This is a genomic window from Streptomyces sp. NBC_00045 (genome assembly GCF_045041095.1).
Taxonomy (GTDB): Bacteria; Actinomycetota; Actinomycetes; order Streptomycetales; family Streptomycetaceae; genus Streptomyces.
This window is the reverse complement of the sequence record NZ_CP108271.1, coordinates 4,967,843-4,982,851: the sequence shown is the minus strand read 5'-3', so window position 1 is coordinate 4,982,851 and position 15,009 is coordinate 4,967,843. Positions and strand designations below refer to the sequence as shown.

Sequence of the window (15,009 nt, the reverse complement as noted above, 5' to 3'; positions counted from 1 at the left end):
CCGGAAGGGCCGCCCCCGGGAGATTTCCCGGAGGCGGCCCTTCACGGCTTCGGCAGGCCCGTCAGGCGAGCGGGCCCGTCACCGGCTCCACCGCGGCGACGAGGCCGCCCGTACGGACGAACGCGTCGGCCGCTGCCAGGTCGGGGGCGAGGAAACGATCCGGCCCGGGACCCTCCACACCGGCCGCCCGCGTCGCGGCGATGGCCGCCTGGCTGGCCGGGGCCGGGGTGAGCCCGTGGCGGAGCTCGATGGCCCGGGTGGCCGCGTACAGCTCGATCGCGATGATCCGGGTCAGGTTGTCGATGGCGGTACGGAGCTTGCGCGCGGCCGACCAGCCCATCGAAACGTGGTCCTCCTGCATGGCGGAGGACGGGATCGAATCGGCGGAGGCCGGCACGGCCAGCCGCTTCATCTCGCTGACCAGGGCGGCCTGCGTGTACTGGGCGATCATCAGACCGGAGTCGACGCCGGCGTCGTCCGCGAGGAACGGCGGCAGGCCGTGCGAGCGGTTCTTGTCCAGCAGCCGGTCGGTGCGGCGCTCGGCGATGGAGCCGAGGTCGGCCGCCGCGATGGCCAGGAAGTCCAGGACGTACGCGACCGGCGCGCCGTGGAAGTTGCCGTTCGACTCCACACGGCCGTCGGGCAGCACCACCGGGTTGTCGACGGCGGAGGCCAGCTCGCGCGAGGCCACCAGGGCGGCGTGCGCCATGGTGTCCCGGCCCGCGCCGGCGACCTGCGGGGCGCAGCGCACCGAGTACGCGTCCTGCACGCGCGGGGCGGACTCCTCCTGGAAGTGCCGGACCAGCCCGGAGCCCTTCAGGACGGCGGCCATGTTCGCGGCGGAGGCGCCCTGGCCCGGGTGCGGGCGGATGGCGTGCAGCTCGGGCGCGAGCACCTTCTCGGTGCCGAGCAGACCCTCAAGGGTCAGCGCGGCGGTGATGTCGGCGGACTTGTACAGCTTGTCGAGGTCGGCGAGGGCCATGACCAGCATGCCGAGCATGCCGTCGGTGCCGTTGAGGAGGGCGAGGCCCTCCTTCTCCTTCAGCTCGACCGGCTTGATCCCGGCCTCGGCGAGGAGCTCCCCGGCGGGGCGCACGACCCCGTCCGGGCCCTCGGCGTCACCTTCGCCCATCAGGGTGAGCGCGCAGTGCGAGAGCGGCGCGAGGTCACCCGAGCAGCCGAGCGAGCCGTACTCGTGGACGACGGGGGTGATGCCCGCGTTGAGCACGTCGACCATCGTCTGCGCGACGGACGGCCGGACGCCGGTGTGACCGGAGGCGACGGTCTTCAGCCGCAGGAACATCAGGGCGCGCACGACCTCCCGCTCGACGCGCGGGCCCATGCCGGCGGCGTGCGAGCGGACGATGTTGCGCTGGAGCTGGGCGCGCAGCTCGGGGCTGATGTGCCGGGAGGCGAGGGCGCCGAAACCGGTGGACACCCCGTAGACGGGTTCGGGCTTGGCGGCGAGGGCATCGACGATCTCGCGGGCACGGGCGAGGGCGTCGAGCGCCTCGCCGGACAGCTCGATCCGCGCGTTGCCGCGGGCGACGGCGATGACGTCCTCGGCGGTGGTCCCGGAGGTCCCCACCACGACAGTGTGCATATCCATATTCAGCAGCCTACGGACTGAATCGCTTCATGTCACTAGCGAGTTTCACGAGGGCCCCTTACGCCACTACGTCACCCGGCCCCGGAAGCGCCGGCGCTCACCGGCCGCCTCCTCCTGGGCGGCGTCGGCCATCCGGACGACGGCGGTGTCCCGGCCCGCGACCACGGGCTTCGGCGACCGCGCGGCCTTGGCTTTGTACTGCGCGGCGTCGGCCAGCCGGAACAGCCGCCGGGACGACTTCACGGGCCCGATCGGATCCCCCGTGGACGCCACCCCGCAGGCCACGCCCTCCCCCAGCTCCAGCTCGGCGGCCCGCAGGCACAGCTCATCCGTCACCCGAACCACCTCATCGGCCGCGGGCCCGACGCTCACCAGACAGAACTCGTCGCCGCCGAGCCGGGCGACGAGCGCGCCGGGCAACATGGCCCCGCACAGGCTCAGCACCGACCCGAACCGCTCCAGCAGCCGGTCGCCCATGGCGTGCCCGAGGGTGTCGTTGACCTTCTTGAGGCCGTTCAGGTCACACACCACCAGACTGACCACGGCCGCGTTGCGCCGGTGCTCCTCCAAGGCTTCGTCGAGGCGCATGTCGACGGCCCGCCGGTTGGCCAGCCCGGTCAGCGGATCGGTGAACGCGAGCCGCCGCGCCTCTTCGAGCCGCTCGTTCTGCGCGAGGCCGGCCGCGACGACCGCCGCCAGGACGGTCGCGAACTCGGCGTCGTCGCGGTCGAAGCCGGGCAGGCCCTCGTCGCGGGCGACGTACAGCTCGCCCCAGGCGCGGCCGCTGAGCACGATGGGCGCGACGACGCAGGTCCCGCGGCGGCGGCGGCGCAGCGCCTCGCCGCGCCGGCCGGGACGGCCGCCGTCGGCGCTCTCCACCCAGGCGTGGGGGCCACCGCCGCCGACCCACCGCTCGTGCAGGAACTCGGTGATCTCGGGGAAGTCGTGGACGGGGTAGGACTCGTCCTCGGGGAACTCCTCCTCGCCGGCGCGGCGCTCACCCTCGTTGACGAGCACCCGTAGACGGCCGCGCTCGCGCTCCCAGGCGGAGATCGCGGCGAACGAGCCGTCCATCGCGAGACGGGCCCCGCGGGCGGCGGCCCGGACGCTGTCCCGCGGCGCGGATGCGGCGGCCATGGCCTGCGCCAGGCCCACGACGGCTCGCAGCCGCCCGTCGACTCCCATCATCCCAGGTTAGGGAGTTTCCGACCCAGCGCCACCGATCCCCCGACGGGGCAGATCCGCCCACGGCGCCGCTACCGGGACCCGGGCCCCGTAAGGCGCCGGCACCACCCTCGGCGTCCGGCCCCGGACCTCCGCGCCTCGAACGCCGGCGGGGCTGGATCTGCCCCGGGCCGGGCCGGACAGGGACGGAGGCACCAGACGGGGACGGAGGCGGCTGGCGGGGACAGAGGCGGCCGGCGGGGCTGGATCTGCCGCACCGGCCCACCCGAAGCCCACCCGACCAGCCTCGACACCGGCACCCCACCCGCGCCGGCCCTGCCCCGCCGGGGCCCCGCACGGCCGAGCGGGCCCCGCACGGGACGGCTGCGCAGGCCCTGGCGGATCCGTTCGCGGGTGGCTAGCGGCCCGGCCAGTTCGGACGGCGCTTTTCGTTGAACGCCGCCACGCCCTCCGCGCGGTCGCCGGAGAACGCCACCGTCCGCCAGGCCGCGTCCTCGATCTCCAGCCCGGCCGTCAGGTCCATCCCGTGCCCCAGCCGCAGCGCCCGCTTCGCCGCCCGCAGCCCCACCGGGGAGTTCGCGGCCATCCGCCCGGCCAGGGCGAGCGCCTCGTCACGGTCCGTGCCCGCCGGGACCAGCGAGTCCACCAGGCCGAGCGCCAGCGCCTCGGCCGCCTCGACCCGCCGCGCCGTGAAGATCAGTTCCGCCGCCCGCGCCGCGCCCACGCGCCGCGGCAGCAGCTGCGTGCCCCCGCCGCCGGGGATCACGCCCACGGAAACCTCCGGCAGGCCGACCACCGCCGTCTCGTCGGCCACGATCACGTCGCAGGCCAGCGCCAGCTCGAAGCCGCCGCCCAGCGCGAACCCGTGCACCGCCGCGATCGTCGGCATCGGGAGTTCCAGTACGCCCCCGTAGGCGCCCCGCGTGGTCGGCCGCTGCTGCACCAGCTCGGCGTCCGTCAGGGAGTTGCGCTCCTTGAGGTCGGCCCCGACGCAGAAGGCGCGTTCCGCCGCCGAGGAGAGCACGACCACCCGTACCGACGCGTCCGCCGCGAGCGCCGCGCAGGCGTCGCCGATGGCCCGCGCCATATCCGTCGAGACGGCGTTCATCGCCTTGGGCCGGTCCAGGACCAGCTCCGCGACCCCGTCGTCATGCCGGCGCACAGTCACGAACTCAGACACAGAGACCCTCCCGGTTAACGAACGTTACCCGGGGATCTTAGGCTTCCGCCGCGTCAGCGACCAGGGCTCCACGACGCCCAGCCCGCGCACCGGCCGCTGCCACATCGGCTGGAGCGCGAAGCGGTACGTCCCGCCGCCCTCCTCGGCCTCGGCCTCCTTCTCGGACACCGGCGCCGCGCCCGTCCGCCCGAGCTCCTCCGCCATGGCCCCGTCGACGAGCACGGCGTCCTTCGGCGCTATGGACGTCAGTCGCGAGGCCAGGTTCACGGTGGTCCCGAAGACGTCGCCCATCCGGGTCGTGACCGTCCCGAACGCTATGCCGACGCGCAGCTCCGGCATCTGGGCGTCGGCTTCCATCGTCTCGATGAGCCGCAGCGCGATCTCCGCGGCCGTGGCCGCGTCGTCGGCGCAGTACAGCACCTCGTCGCCCAGCGTCTTGATCAGCCGGCCGCCGTGCGCGGCCACCAGGTCCGCGGACGTCGTCTCGAAGGACTCGACGAGCTCGCCGAGCTCTTCCTCCTCCAGCCGCCGCGTCAGCCGCGTGAAGCCGACGAGGTCCGCGAAGCCCACCGCGAGCCGCCGGTCGACCATCTCCTCGTCGTCCGCGACCTGCACCACGCGTCCGGTGGCCGCCGCCAGCTGGCGCCGCCACACGTAGACGAGGAACTCCTCCAGCTCGGGCAGCAGCAGCTCCACCAGCGGGTACGTGACCTCCGTACGGGTCATGCCCGGCTCCGGCGGCTCCGTCAGGCCCTCCAGGAAGGAATCGATCTGCCATTCGGCCAGCCGGGCGGTGGTCTGCCCGGTGGACCGCGCGACCTGTACGGCCATGGGCTCGCTCAGCAGGCCGGCTTCGACGAGGCCGGCGAGGCGGCGCAGCGCCAGTACGTCGGCCTCCGTGAGGGCCTTGGCCTGACCGATGTCCGCGAAGCCCATGGCCCGCCAGAAGCGGGAGGCGAGCTCCATCGAGACGCCGGCGCTGCGGGCCGCCTGGAAGGGGGTGTACCGGCGCTCCGCGCCGAGGATCAGCTGCTCCAGCCGGATGGCGAGCGGGTCCGCCGTCGGCTGTGCGGTGTGGTCGACCTCGTGGTGGGGAGTGTGCTGGTCGCGTCCGATGGGAGTCCCCGGACCGGGCCCGGGGGTGGACGCGCCGGACGTAGGGTCGTCGACGGTCAAGGGCCGCCTCCTGTCCATTCCGTGCGCACTGCCCTGCCGAACCGGGTGATCACCGGGAGGACCGGGATCGCCTAAACCATACGGCAGGTGTGCCGTAGCTCACTCCCCACTCTCCGCAGCCGCGGCCGTGCTAGCGCACCGACCTCAGGTGGACGACGTCCCCGGCGCCCACGGCCTCGTGCCGGTCCTCGGCGCTGCGGACGACGAGCCGTCCGTCCGCGTCGACCGCTTCGGCCGTACCGGTGAGCGTGCGGCCGCCCGGCAGGTCGGCCCGTACGTGCCGGCCGAGGGTGACGCAGTCCGCCGCGTACGCCTCCTGGAGGCCGCTGGCGGCCGGATCCCCGCCGGCCGCCCGCCAGTCCCCGTACCAGCGCTCCAGGGAGCGCAGTACGGCCTTCAGCAGGGGCTCTCGGTCCGTGACGGCGGCCTTGGCCAGGATCAGCGACCCGGCTTCCGGCACCGGCAGCTCGTCCTCGGTCAGCGTGACGTTGAGCCCGATCCCGATGACGACCCCGTCGCCGACCCGCTCGGCGAGGATGCCGCCGGTCTTGCGTTCCTCCCCGTCCACGGTGATCAGCAGGTCGTTGGGCCACTTGAGGGCGGTGTCCACGCCGGCGGCCCGGGACAGCCCGGTCGCGGCGGCCACCCCGGCGAGCAGGGTCAGCCACCCCCACCGCTCCTGCGGTACGGCCCCGCCCGGCTTGAGCAGGACGGAGAAGAACAGCCCGGACCGGGCGGGCGCGACCCAGCTCCGGTCGAGCCGCCCGCGCCCGGCGGTCTGCTCCTCGGCGACGAGCACGGCCCCCTCGGGGAGCTGCCCGGCGCGGGCCGCGAGATCCGTGTTGGTGGACCCCGTGGCGGCGACCACCTCGACGGAGGACCACAGCCCCCCGTCGGTGACGAGGGCCCGCTCCAGCGCGGCGGCGTTCAACGGAGGCCGCTCAAGGCTCGACCAGCGGCTGTCGGCGGCTCCGGACGGAGCCCCTCCTGATGCATCTGATGGCGTCATGCAACCCACAGTAGGTGTGTCAAACGCCGCACTGCCGAGCGCCATGCCCGCCGATACGCTACGCACCAGTAGCCAGCAGTAGTCAATCAATTGACCAGGCAGTTGACACCACACAGGGAGCCGCGACCCCGATGTCACAACCCTCAGAGCCGATCGACATGCACACGACCGCGGGCAAGATCGCGGACCTGCAGCGCCGGATCGACGAAGCCACTCACGCCGGGTCCGCGCGCGCGGTGGAGAAGCAGCACGCCAAGGGGAAGCTGACGGCGCGTGAGCGGGTCGCCCTGCTGCTGGACGAGGGGTCCTTCGTCGAGCTCGACGAGTTCGCCCGGCACCGCTCGACCGCCTTCGGGCTGGAGAAGACCCGGCCGTACGGCGACGGCGTCGTCACCGGCTACGGCACGGTGGACGGCCGTCCGGTGGCCGTGTTCTCGCAAGACTTCACCGTCTTCGGCGGGGCCCTCGGCGAGGTCTACGGCCAGAAGATCATGAAGGTCATGGACTTCGCGCTGAAGACCGGCTGCCCGCTCGTCGGCATCAACGACTCCGGCGGCGCCCGCATCCAGGAGGGCGTCAGCGCGCTGGGCATGTACGGCGAGATCTTCCGCCGGAACGTGCACGCGTCGGGCGTGATCCCGCAGATCAGCCTGATCGTCGGGCCCTGCGCCGGCGGCGCCGTGTACTCCCCCGCCATCACCGACTTCACCGTGATGGTCGATCAGACCTCGCACATGTTCATCACCGGCCCGGACGTCATCAAGACGGTCACCGGCGAGGACGTGGGCTTCGAGGAGCTGGGCGGCGCCCGCACCCACAACTCCACCTCGGGCGTGGCCCACCACATGGCCGGGGACGAGAAGGACGCCATCGAGTACGTCAAGTCCCTGCTGGCGTACCTGCCGTCGAACAACCTCTCCGAGCCGCCGGCCTTCCCGGAAGAGGCGGACACGGAGGTCTCCGACACCGACCGCGAGCTCGACGTCCTGATCCCGGACAGCGCGAACCAGCCGTACGACATGCACACCGTGATCGAGCACGTGCTCGACGACGCGGAGTTCCTGGAGACGCAGTCGCTGTTCGCGCCGAACATCCTCACCGGCTTCGGCCGCGTCGAGGGGCACCCGGTGGGCATCGTCGCCAACCAGCCGATGCAGTTCGCCGGCTGCCTGGACATCGACGCGTCCGAGAAGGCCGCCCGTTTCGTGCGGACCTGCGACGCCTTCAACATCCCGGTGCTGACGTTCGTCGACGTCCCGGGCTTCCTGCCGGGCACCGACCAGGAGTACAACGGAATCATCCGGCGCGGCGCGAAGCTGATCTACGCGTACGCCGAGGCCACCGTCCCCCTGATCACCGTCATCACCCGCAAGGCCTTCGGCGGCGCGTACGACGTCATGGGCTCCAAGCACCTCGGCGCGGACCTGAACCTGGCCTGGCCGACCGCGCAGATCGCCGTCATGGGCGCGCAGGGCGCGGTCAACATCCTGCACCGCCGCGCCATCGCGGAGGCGGAGGAGGCGGGCACCGCCGAGGAGACCCGGGCCCGGCTCATCGCCGAGTACGAGGACACCCTGCTGAACCCGTACACGGCCGCCGAGCGCGGGTACGTCGACGCGGTGACCATGCCGTCGGAGACCCGGACGCACGTGGTCAAGGGGCTGCGCCAGCTGCGCACCAAGCGCGAGTCCCTGCCCCCGAAGAAGCACGGCAACATCCCCCTGTAGGAGGTCAGTCCTGTGGTGATCAAGGTCGTCAAGGGGAATCCGACGCCCGAGGAGCTGGCCGCCGCACTGGCGGTGGTCCAAGCGCGCGCGGCGGTGCTGGCCTCGGCACCGTCGGGCGCGCCGCGGGTGGCAGACGAGTGGTCGGCGCCGGCCCGGGTGGCCCGGCGGACGCTGCCGCAGCCGGGGCCGCGGGCGTGGGCCCGTACGTACTGGCCGGGCTAGAGCGGCCCGGGCGGCCCGCCGTCCGGTCGTGAAGATGGCGTGAACGGACCGTGGCGCCTGAGTACCCGTACTCAGGCGCCGCACCGGCCTGCGGGGCCAGGATCGGTGCATGCTCTGGTCAGACCCGAAGAACGAGCCGCCCGAGGACATGCGGGACGCGCAGGCGATGGTCCGGAGGATGACCGTGGTGGTCGTCCTCGCGATGCTGGTGGTCGTGTACGTGCTGGGCGTGGGCTTCTAGGGCGCGTTCGGGGCGGGACGGCCGCCCCTACGATGGCGGGCATGACTGCTGCTGCCCACGCCCTCGTCCTCGCCTCCGCCTCACCCGCCCGGCTCAACCTGCTGCGGCAGGCCGGCCTGGCCCCGCACGTGATCGTCAGCAACTTCGACGAGGACGCTCTCAGCGCGGACACCCCGGCCGAGCTGGCGCTGGCGCTGGCCGAGGCCAAGGCGGGCGTGGTGGCGGCCCTGGACGAGGCCGCGGGCGCCCTGGTGATCGGCTGTGACTCGGTGCTGGAGCTGGACGGCGAGGCGCTCGGCAAGCCGGCGGACGCCGAGGAGGCCACCTCGCGCTGGAAGTCGATGCGCGGGCGGGCCGGCGTACTGCGCACCGGGCACTGCGTGATCGACACGGCGAACGGACGTCAGGTTTCGGCCACGGCGTCCACGACGGTCCGGTTCGGCGAGCCCACGGACGCCGAGGTGGCCGCGTACGTGGCGAGCGGCGAGCCGCTGCACGTGGCCGGGGCCTTCACCCTGGACGGGCTGTCGGCTCCGTTCATCGAGGGCATCGACGGCGACCCCAGCAACGTCATCGGGCTGTCGCTGCCGCTGCTGCGGTCCCTGCTGGCCGAATTGGGCGTGTCCATCACGGATTTGTGGGCTTGAGGTCCTCGAACGGCGTAGGCGGGGCGTCCTGGGCGTCCGGGGCGCCCCCCGGACCTCTGGGGCCCCCGGGACCCCTCGCACCCGCCATGCCCTCGTCCTGGGCCGCGTAGAGCGTCAGGGTCAGCACGAGCAGGCACAGGATCACCATCGTCACCGCGAAGGCGCCCCAGCCGACCAGGCCGACGGCGATGGCGCCGAGCAGCCCGTGGGTGACGGCGGCGGTGACGAGCACGACGCGGGCGAAGGTGCCCGGGGCCCGGTCCCGTACGGCCGCCACGACGAGGAGCACGGCGCACAGGAGCAGGAACGCGCCGATGCCCGCCCCCATCACGTACGTTGCCGTGGACATGACATCCGGGTCCATGCCCGCGATGGACATCGACTGGTTGTGGGTGGTCCTACCCAGGACGAAGTGGACGAGAACGAGGACCGCCGCCTCGACGACGAGCACGAGCGCGGCCAGCCCGGCCACGAGTCTGCGCAGCACGACGCCCACCACGAACCCACCCCTCCCCACGAGTCCCCGACCACAAGCCCGTTCGACGCCCTGGAGGCTACTAACGGGTAAACGTACGGACAAGGGGTCCGGGCAGCTTCGTTGCGCGAAGGGCCCCGCCGGCGATCACGCAAAGAATGTGTGGGCCGTTCGTAGGGACTCGACAAAGAATCACGGGGGCCCGCTGACCCGGCGAACAGAGACCTTGGTTACGTGACGGGGTTACTGTGCAGTTGGGGATCCCCCTGACCTGGGGCGCCACAAGGGCTTTCCTCGCTTGAGGCAGACTCGAATCACACTCCGTGTGGGCAAGGTCACCTCTAGGGAAGGGTCGAAACGCCGTGTGGGCTGTCCCTAAACTCAGCTTGTTTCAAGGAGGGAGCCATCGTGCGCAAGGTGCTCATCGCCAACCGTGGCGAAATCGCTGTCCGCGTTGCTCGGGCCTGCCGGGATGCCGGAATCGCAAGCGTAGCCGTCTACGCCGATCCGGACCGGGATGCTCTGCATGTCCGCGCGGCCGACGAAGCTTTCGCGTTGGGCGGTGACACCCCGGCCGCCAGCTACCTGGACATCTCCAAGGTCCTCCAGGCCGCAGCCGATTCCGGCGCGGACGCCATCCATCCCGGATACGGCTTCCTCTCCGAGAACGCCGACTTCGCGCAGGCCGTGCTCGACGCGGGCCTGACCTGGATCGGCCCGCCCCCGCAGGCCATCCGCGACCTCGGCGACAAGGTCGCCGCCCGGCACATCGCCCAGCGCGCCGGCGCGCCGCTCGTCGCCGGCACCCCGGACCCGGTGTCCGGCGCCGACGAGGTCATCGAGTTCGCCAAGGAGCACGGCCTGCCCATCGCGATCAAGGCCGCCTTCGGCGGTGGCGGTCGTGGCCTGAAGGTCGCCCGCACCCTCGAAGAGGTGCCGGAGCTCTACGAATCGGCCGTCCGCGAGGCCGTCGCCGCGTTCGGCCGCGGCGAGTGCTTCGTCGAGCGCTACCTCGACAAGCCGCGGCACGTCGAGACCCAGTGCCTGGCCGACTCCCACGGCAACGTGGTCGTCGTCTCGACCCGTGACTGCTCGCTGCAGCGCCGCCACCAGAAGCTGGTGGAGGAGGCCCCCGCGCCGTTCCTGTCCGAGGCGCAGAACGCCGAGCTGTACGCCGCCTCGAAGGCGATCCTGAAGGAAGCCGGCTACGTCGGCGCCGGCACGGTCGAGTTCCTGGTCTCCGCCGACGGCCTGATCTCCTTCCTGGAGGTCAACACCCGTCTGCAGGTCGAGCACCCGGTCACCGAAGAGGTCTCCGGCATCGACCTGGTGCGCGAGATGTTCCGCATCGCCGACGGCGAGGATCTCGGCTACGGCGACCCGGTGCTGCGCGGCCACTCGTTCGAGTTCCGCATCAACGGCGAGGACCCGGGCCGCGGCTTCCTGCCGGCTCCGGGCACCGTCACCAAGTTCGCCGCACCGTCGGGTCCGGGCGTCCGCCTCGACACGGGCGTCGAGTCCGGCTCGGTCATCGGCCCGGCCTGGGACTCGCTGCTCGCCAAGCTGATCGTCACGGGTGCCACCCGCGAGCAGGCGCTGCAGCGTGCCGCGCGTGCGCTGGCCGAGTTCGAGGTGGAGGGCATGGCCACGGCCATCCCGTTCCACCGCGCGGTCGTCACGGACCCCGCCTTCGCCCCGGCGGACGGCAGCCCGTTCACGGTCTTCACCCGCTGGATCGAGACCGAGTTCGTCAACGAGATCCCGGCGTTCGCGGCTCCCGCGGCCGAGGACGCCGAGGACGAGCCGGGTCGCGAGACGGTGGTCGTCGAGGTCGGCGGCAAGCGCCTTGAGGTCTCGCTGCCGTCCTCGCTGGGCATGACCCTGGCCCGCACGGCCGCCGCGGGCGGCGCCAAGCCCAAGCGCCGTGCGGCGAAGAAGTCCGGTCCGGCGGCTTCCGGCGACACCCTCGCGTCCCCGATGCAGGGCACGATCGTCAAGGTCGCGGTCGAGGAGGGCCAGCAGGTCAACGAGGGCGACCTGATCGTCGTCCTGGAGGCCATGAAGATGGAGCAGCCGCTGAACGCGCACCGCTCCGGCACGATCGTCGGCCTCACCGCCGAGGTGGGCGCGAGCCTCACCTCCGGGGCCACCATCTGCGAGATCAAGGACTGACGTCCTTGTCCCACCCGTGAGGCCCGGCACCCCCTGAGGGGTCCCGGGCCTCACGGCTGTGGGAGCCGCCACGCCGTGCGCGTGCGCGCCGCCGCTTGCGGGAGCGCCGACCCCTGCACCCGCGCGCCTCAAACGCCGGCATGGCTGTGGCCTAGCGGCGCCGCATGTCGGCCACCCGGCCCCGCTCGCTCGCCTGCTGGTCCAGCAGCGCAGGGGGCGCGCTCCGTAGCGCGGTCGTCGGGCCGCCTCGGCGCTGCACCGGCAGCGGGGATTCCCGGCGCGGGCGGCGCCCGACCATTGCCTCGCCACCGCCGGAGGCCACGGCCCCGGCCACGGTGATCTGCACTCCCTGGTCGGCGAGCGCCTGGAGCTCCGTCGCCGCCCGGTCGTCGTGCGGCGGCGGCTCGTCCGTGACCAGCCGCGTCATCACGTCCGTCGGCACGGTCTGGAACATGGTGTCGGTCCCGAGCTTCGTGTGGTCGGCCAGCACCACCACCTCCGCGGCGGCCTGCACCAGCGCCCGGTCCACGCTCGCGCTGAGCATGTTGGACGTGGACAGTCCGCGCTCGGCGGTCAGACCGGTCCCGGAGAGGAAGGCCCGCGAGACCCGCAGCCCCTGGAGGGACTGCTCGGCACCGCTGCCGACCAGCGCGTAGTTGGAGCCCCGCAGGGTCCCGCCGGTCATGACCACCTCCACCCGGTTCGCGTGGGCCAGGGCCTGCGCGACCAGCAGCGAGTTGGTGACGACGGTCAGTCCGGGCACCCGGGCGAGCCGGCGGGCCAGCTCCTGGGTCGTGGTGCCCGCGCCGACGACGACGGCCTCGCCCTCTTCCACGAGGCCGGCCGCAACGTCGGCAATGGCGGTCTTCTCCGCCGTCGCGAGATGGGACTTTTGCGGAAATCCGGACTCCCGCGTGAAACCGCCCGGCAAAACCGCACCGCCGTGTCGGCGGTCGAGGAGTCCTTCTGCCTCCAGCGCCCGCACGTCCCGCCGTACGGTTACTTCGGAGGTCTGGACGACGCGGGCGAGCTCCCGGAGCGATACCGCTCCGTTGGCCCGCACCATTTCGAGAATCAATTGGCGACGTTCTGCAGCGAACACGAAACTGACAGTAACCCCAACGACCGTCTTGTTTCAGCTCCTTGCGCCGGAATACCGAAGTTGTCCATAAGACAGGGCGACTAGTGGTATACGCGGCGGGTCGGCTGAGTGAACGTCACTCCACCCCCCGGCGGGCCGCCCCAAGTCCCCTTGTGACGTGGGGCGGTTGCCTTGGCTACGCCTCGCCGGCGGCCTTCCGCGTGTGCAGCTGGCGCGCCACCTCGGCGATCGAACCCGACAGCGAGGGGTACACCGTGAACGCGTTTGCGATCTGCTCGACGGTCAGGTTGTTGTCCACGGCGATCGAGATCGGGTGAATCAGTTCGCTGGCGCGCGGCGACACGACGACGCCACCCACGACGATCCCGGTGCCGGGACGGCAGAACAGCTTCACGAAGCCGTCCCGGATGCCCTGCATCTTGGCGCGCGGGTTGCGCAGCAGCGGCAACTTCACGACACGGGCGTCGATCTTGCCGGCGTCCACATCGGCCTGCGTGTAACCGACGGTGGCGATCTCCGGGTCGGTGAACACGTTCGACGAGACCGTCTTGAGGTTCAGCGGGGCCACCGCGTCGCCGAGGAAGTGGTACATCGCGATGCGGCCCTGCATGGCGGCGACGGAGGCCAGCGCGAAGATGCCCGTCACGTCGCCGGCCGCGTACACGCCGGGCGCGGTCGTGCGGGAGACCTTGTCGGTCCAGATGTGCCCGGAGTCCTTGAGCCGGACCCCGGACTCCTCCAGGTTCATGTCCTTGGTGTTCGGGATCGCGCCGACGGCCATCAGGCAGTGCGAGCCGGTGATGACGCGGCCGTCGGAGAGGGTGACCTCGACGCGGTCGCCGACGCGCTTGGCGGACTCGGCGCGGGAGCGGCCGATGACGTTCATGCCGCGGCGGCGGAACACGTCCTCCAGGACGGCGGCCGCGTCCGGGTCCTCGCCGGGCAGCACGCGGTCGCGGGAGGAGACCAGCGTCACCCGGGAGCCGAGTGCCTGGTACGCGCCGGCGAACTCGGCACCGGTGACGCCCGAGCCGACCACGATGAGCTCCTCGGGGAGCTCGTCCAGGTCGTAGACCTGCGTCCAGTTCAGGATGCGCTCGCCGTCGGGCATCGCGTCGGGGATCTCGCGGGGGTGGCCGCCGGTCGCGATCAGCACGGCGTCGGCCGTCAGGATCGTCTCGGTGCCGTCGGCGGCGGTGACGATGACGTCGCGCGTGCCGTCGATGCCCTGCGGGCCGCCGAGCTTGCCGCGGCCGCGCACGACGCGGGCGCCGGCCCGGGTGACGGAAGCGGTGATGTCGTGCGACTGGGCGAGCGCGAGGCGCTTGACGCGCCGGTTCACCTTGCCGAGGTCCACGCCGACGACGCGCGCGGCCTGCTCCAGCGGCGGGGTGTCGTCCGCGACGACGATGCCCAGCTCCTCGTACGACGAGTCGAAGGTCGTCATGACCTCGGCGGTCGCGATGAGGGTCTTGGAGGGCACGCAGTCGGTCAGCACCGACGCGCCGCCCAGACCGTCGCAGTCGACGACGGTCACCTCCGCGCCGAGCTGGGCCCCCACGAGGGCCGCCTCATACCCGCCGGGTCCGCCGCCGATGATCACGATCCGGGTCACGAAAACTCCGCCTCACGTCTACCCGGCCGGCTGCCGCCCCGGCCGGGGCTTCCGGGGGGGTTCTCCCCGGGGGATGCATTCCGTGCTCCATTGTCCCGCACGCTTCAAGGTGCTTCTCCCCCGGTCCGGCCATCCGTGGGGACGGCCGGGCACGCGCCCCGCCCCGGCCCTCCCGTACTCTCGACCTCATGTCGCTCTACGCCGCGTACGCCGGCAACCTCGACCCGCGGCTGATGACGCGCCGCGCTCCGCATTCGCCGCTGCGCGGCACGGGCTGGATCAACGACTGGCGGCTGACCTTCGGCGGTGAGCAGATGGGCTGGGAGGGCGCCCTCGCCACCATCGTCGAGGCCCCCCGCCACCAGGTGTTCGTCGCCCTGTACGACATCGCACCGCTGGACGAGGACTCCATGGACCGGTGGGAGGGCGTCGGGCTCGACATCTACCGCCGGATGCGGATCCGCGTCCACACGCTGGACGGCGAGGAGGCGGCCTGGTGCTACGTGCTGAACGGATACGAGGGCGGGCTGCCCTCGGCGCGCTACCTCGGTGAGATCGCCGACGCGGCCGAATCGGCGGGCGCCCCGCACGACTACGTGATGGAACTGCGCAAGCGCCCCTGCTAGGGCGCGTCCGGCGTTCCCGGCGT

Annotated in this window: 14 protein-coding genes; 6 read left to right on the top strand and 8 right to left on the bottom strand. The window is 72.4% G+C overall.

The features are described from left to right. Nucleotides 1-61 precede the first annotated feature (61 nt). The 5 genes from hutH to OHA65_RS23470 form a co-directional block, all read right to left on the bottom strand. Complete coding sequence (gene hutH / locus OHA65_RS23490; protein WP_327285759.1) at nt 62-1,603, bottom strand: histidine ammonia-lyase; 1,542 nt, start codon at nt 1,601-1,603, stop codon at nt 62-64. 72 nt (nt 1,604-1,675) lie between these two features. Continuing rightward, a complete protein-coding gene (locus OHA65_RS23485) occupies nt 1,676-2,794 on the bottom strand; it encodes a GGDEF domain-containing protein (protein ID WP_328763450.1) in 1,119 nt (372 codons plus the stop codon). Between the two features lie 397 nt (nt 2,795-3,191). Then, the gene (locus OHA65_RS23480) at nt 3,192-3,974 is read right to left on the bottom strand and encodes an enoyl-CoA hydratase-related protein (RefSeq protein ID WP_327285084.1); all 783 of its coding nucleotides are present in this window, start codon (nt 3,972-3,974) and stop codon (nt 3,192-3,194) included. Nucleotides 3,975-3,998: 24 nt separating this feature from the next. Continuing rightward, on the bottom strand, nt 3,999-5,150 hold the full coding sequence (locus tag OHA65_RS23475) for an adenylate/guanylate cyclase domain-containing protein (RefSeq protein ID WP_054221244.1): 1,152 nt from the start codon (nt 5,148-5,150) through the stop codon (nt 3,999-4,001). A 130-nt stretch (nt 5,151-5,280) separates the two neighbouring features. Then, nucleotides 5,281-6,159: a biotin--[acetyl-CoA-carboxylase] ligase gene (locus OHA65_RS23470; protein ID WP_327285083.1), complete on the bottom strand. Its 879-nt coding sequence runs from the start codon at nt 6,157-6,159 to the stop codon at nt 5,281-5,283. 131 nt (nt 6,160-6,290) lie between these two features. Here OHA65_RS23470 and OHA65_RS23465 point away from each other — a divergent pair, with 131 nt between their 5' ends. The 4 genes from OHA65_RS23465 (at nt 6,291) to OHA65_RS23450 (ending at nt 8,996) form a co-directional block, all read left to right on the top strand. Then, on the top strand, nt 6,291-7,886 hold the full coding sequence (locus tag OHA65_RS23465; protein WP_327285082.1) for an acyl-CoA carboxylase subunit beta: 1,596 nt from the start codon (nt 6,291-6,293) through the stop codon (nt 7,884-7,886). A 15-nt stretch (nt 7,887-7,901) separates the two neighbouring features. Further along, the gene (locus OHA65_RS23460) at nt 7,902-8,108 is read left to right on the top strand and encodes an acyl-CoA carboxylase epsilon subunit (RefSeq protein ID WP_266999597.1); all 207 of its coding nucleotides are present in this window, start codon (nt 7,902-7,904) and stop codon (nt 8,106-8,108) included. Nucleotides 8,109-8,217: 109 nt separating this feature from the next. Then, a complete protein-coding gene (mmpB, locus tag OHA65_RS23455) occupies nt 8,218-8,349 on the top strand; it encodes a morphogenic membrane protein MmpB (RefSeq protein WP_327285081.1) in 132 nt (43 codons plus the stop codon). A 32-nt stretch (nt 8,350-8,381) separates the two neighbouring features. Further along, the gene (locus OHA65_RS23450; protein ID WP_405762372.1) at nt 8,382-8,996 is read left to right on the top strand and encodes a nucleoside triphosphate pyrophosphatase; all 615 of its coding nucleotides are present in this window, start codon (nt 8,382-8,384) and stop codon (nt 8,994-8,996) included. Here OHA65_RS23450 and OHA65_RS23445 read toward each other — a convergent pair. Then, nucleotides 8,977-9,495, bottom strand: coding sequence for a hypothetical protein (locus OHA65_RS23445; protein ID WP_328763445.1), 519 nt, complete (start codon nt 9,493-9,495; stop codon nt 8,977-8,979). The genes OHA65_RS23450 and OHA65_RS23445 overlap by 20 nt on opposite strands. A 384-nt stretch (nt 9,496-9,879) precedes the next feature. On the opposite strand from OHA65_RS23445, the gene OHA65_RS23440 reads away from it, so the two are divergent. Continuing rightward, complete coding sequence (locus tag OHA65_RS23440) at nt 9,880-11,643, top strand: biotin carboxylase N-terminal domain-containing protein (RefSeq protein WP_328763443.1); 1,764 nt, start codon at nt 9,880-9,882, stop codon at nt 11,641-11,643. A gap of 151 nt (nt 11,644-11,794) precedes the next feature. Here OHA65_RS23440 and OHA65_RS23435 read toward each other — a convergent pair whose 3' ends face one another. Both OHA65_RS23435 and OHA65_RS23430 read right to left on the bottom strand, forming a co-directional pair. Then, complete coding sequence (locus OHA65_RS23435; protein ID WP_327285757.1) at nt 11,795-12,709, bottom strand: DeoR/GlpR family DNA-binding transcription regulator; 915 nt, start codon at nt 12,707-12,709, stop codon at nt 11,795-11,797. Between the two features lie 211 nt (nt 12,710-12,920). Continuing rightward, nucleotides 12,921-14,360, bottom strand: coding sequence for an NAD(P)H-quinone dehydrogenase (locus OHA65_RS23430; protein WP_327285077.1), 1,440 nt, complete (start codon nt 14,358-14,360; stop codon nt 12,921-12,923). A 188-nt stretch (nt 14,361-14,548) separates the two neighbouring features. On the opposite strand from OHA65_RS23430, the gene OHA65_RS23425 reads away from it, so the two are divergent. Beyond that, the gene (locus OHA65_RS23425) at nt 14,549-14,986 is read left to right on the top strand and encodes a gamma-glutamylcyclotransferase (protein WP_053786320.1); all 438 of its coding nucleotides are present in this window, start codon (nt 14,549-14,551) and stop codon (nt 14,984-14,986) included. The last annotated feature ends 23 nt before the right edge of the window (nt 14,987-15,009 follow it).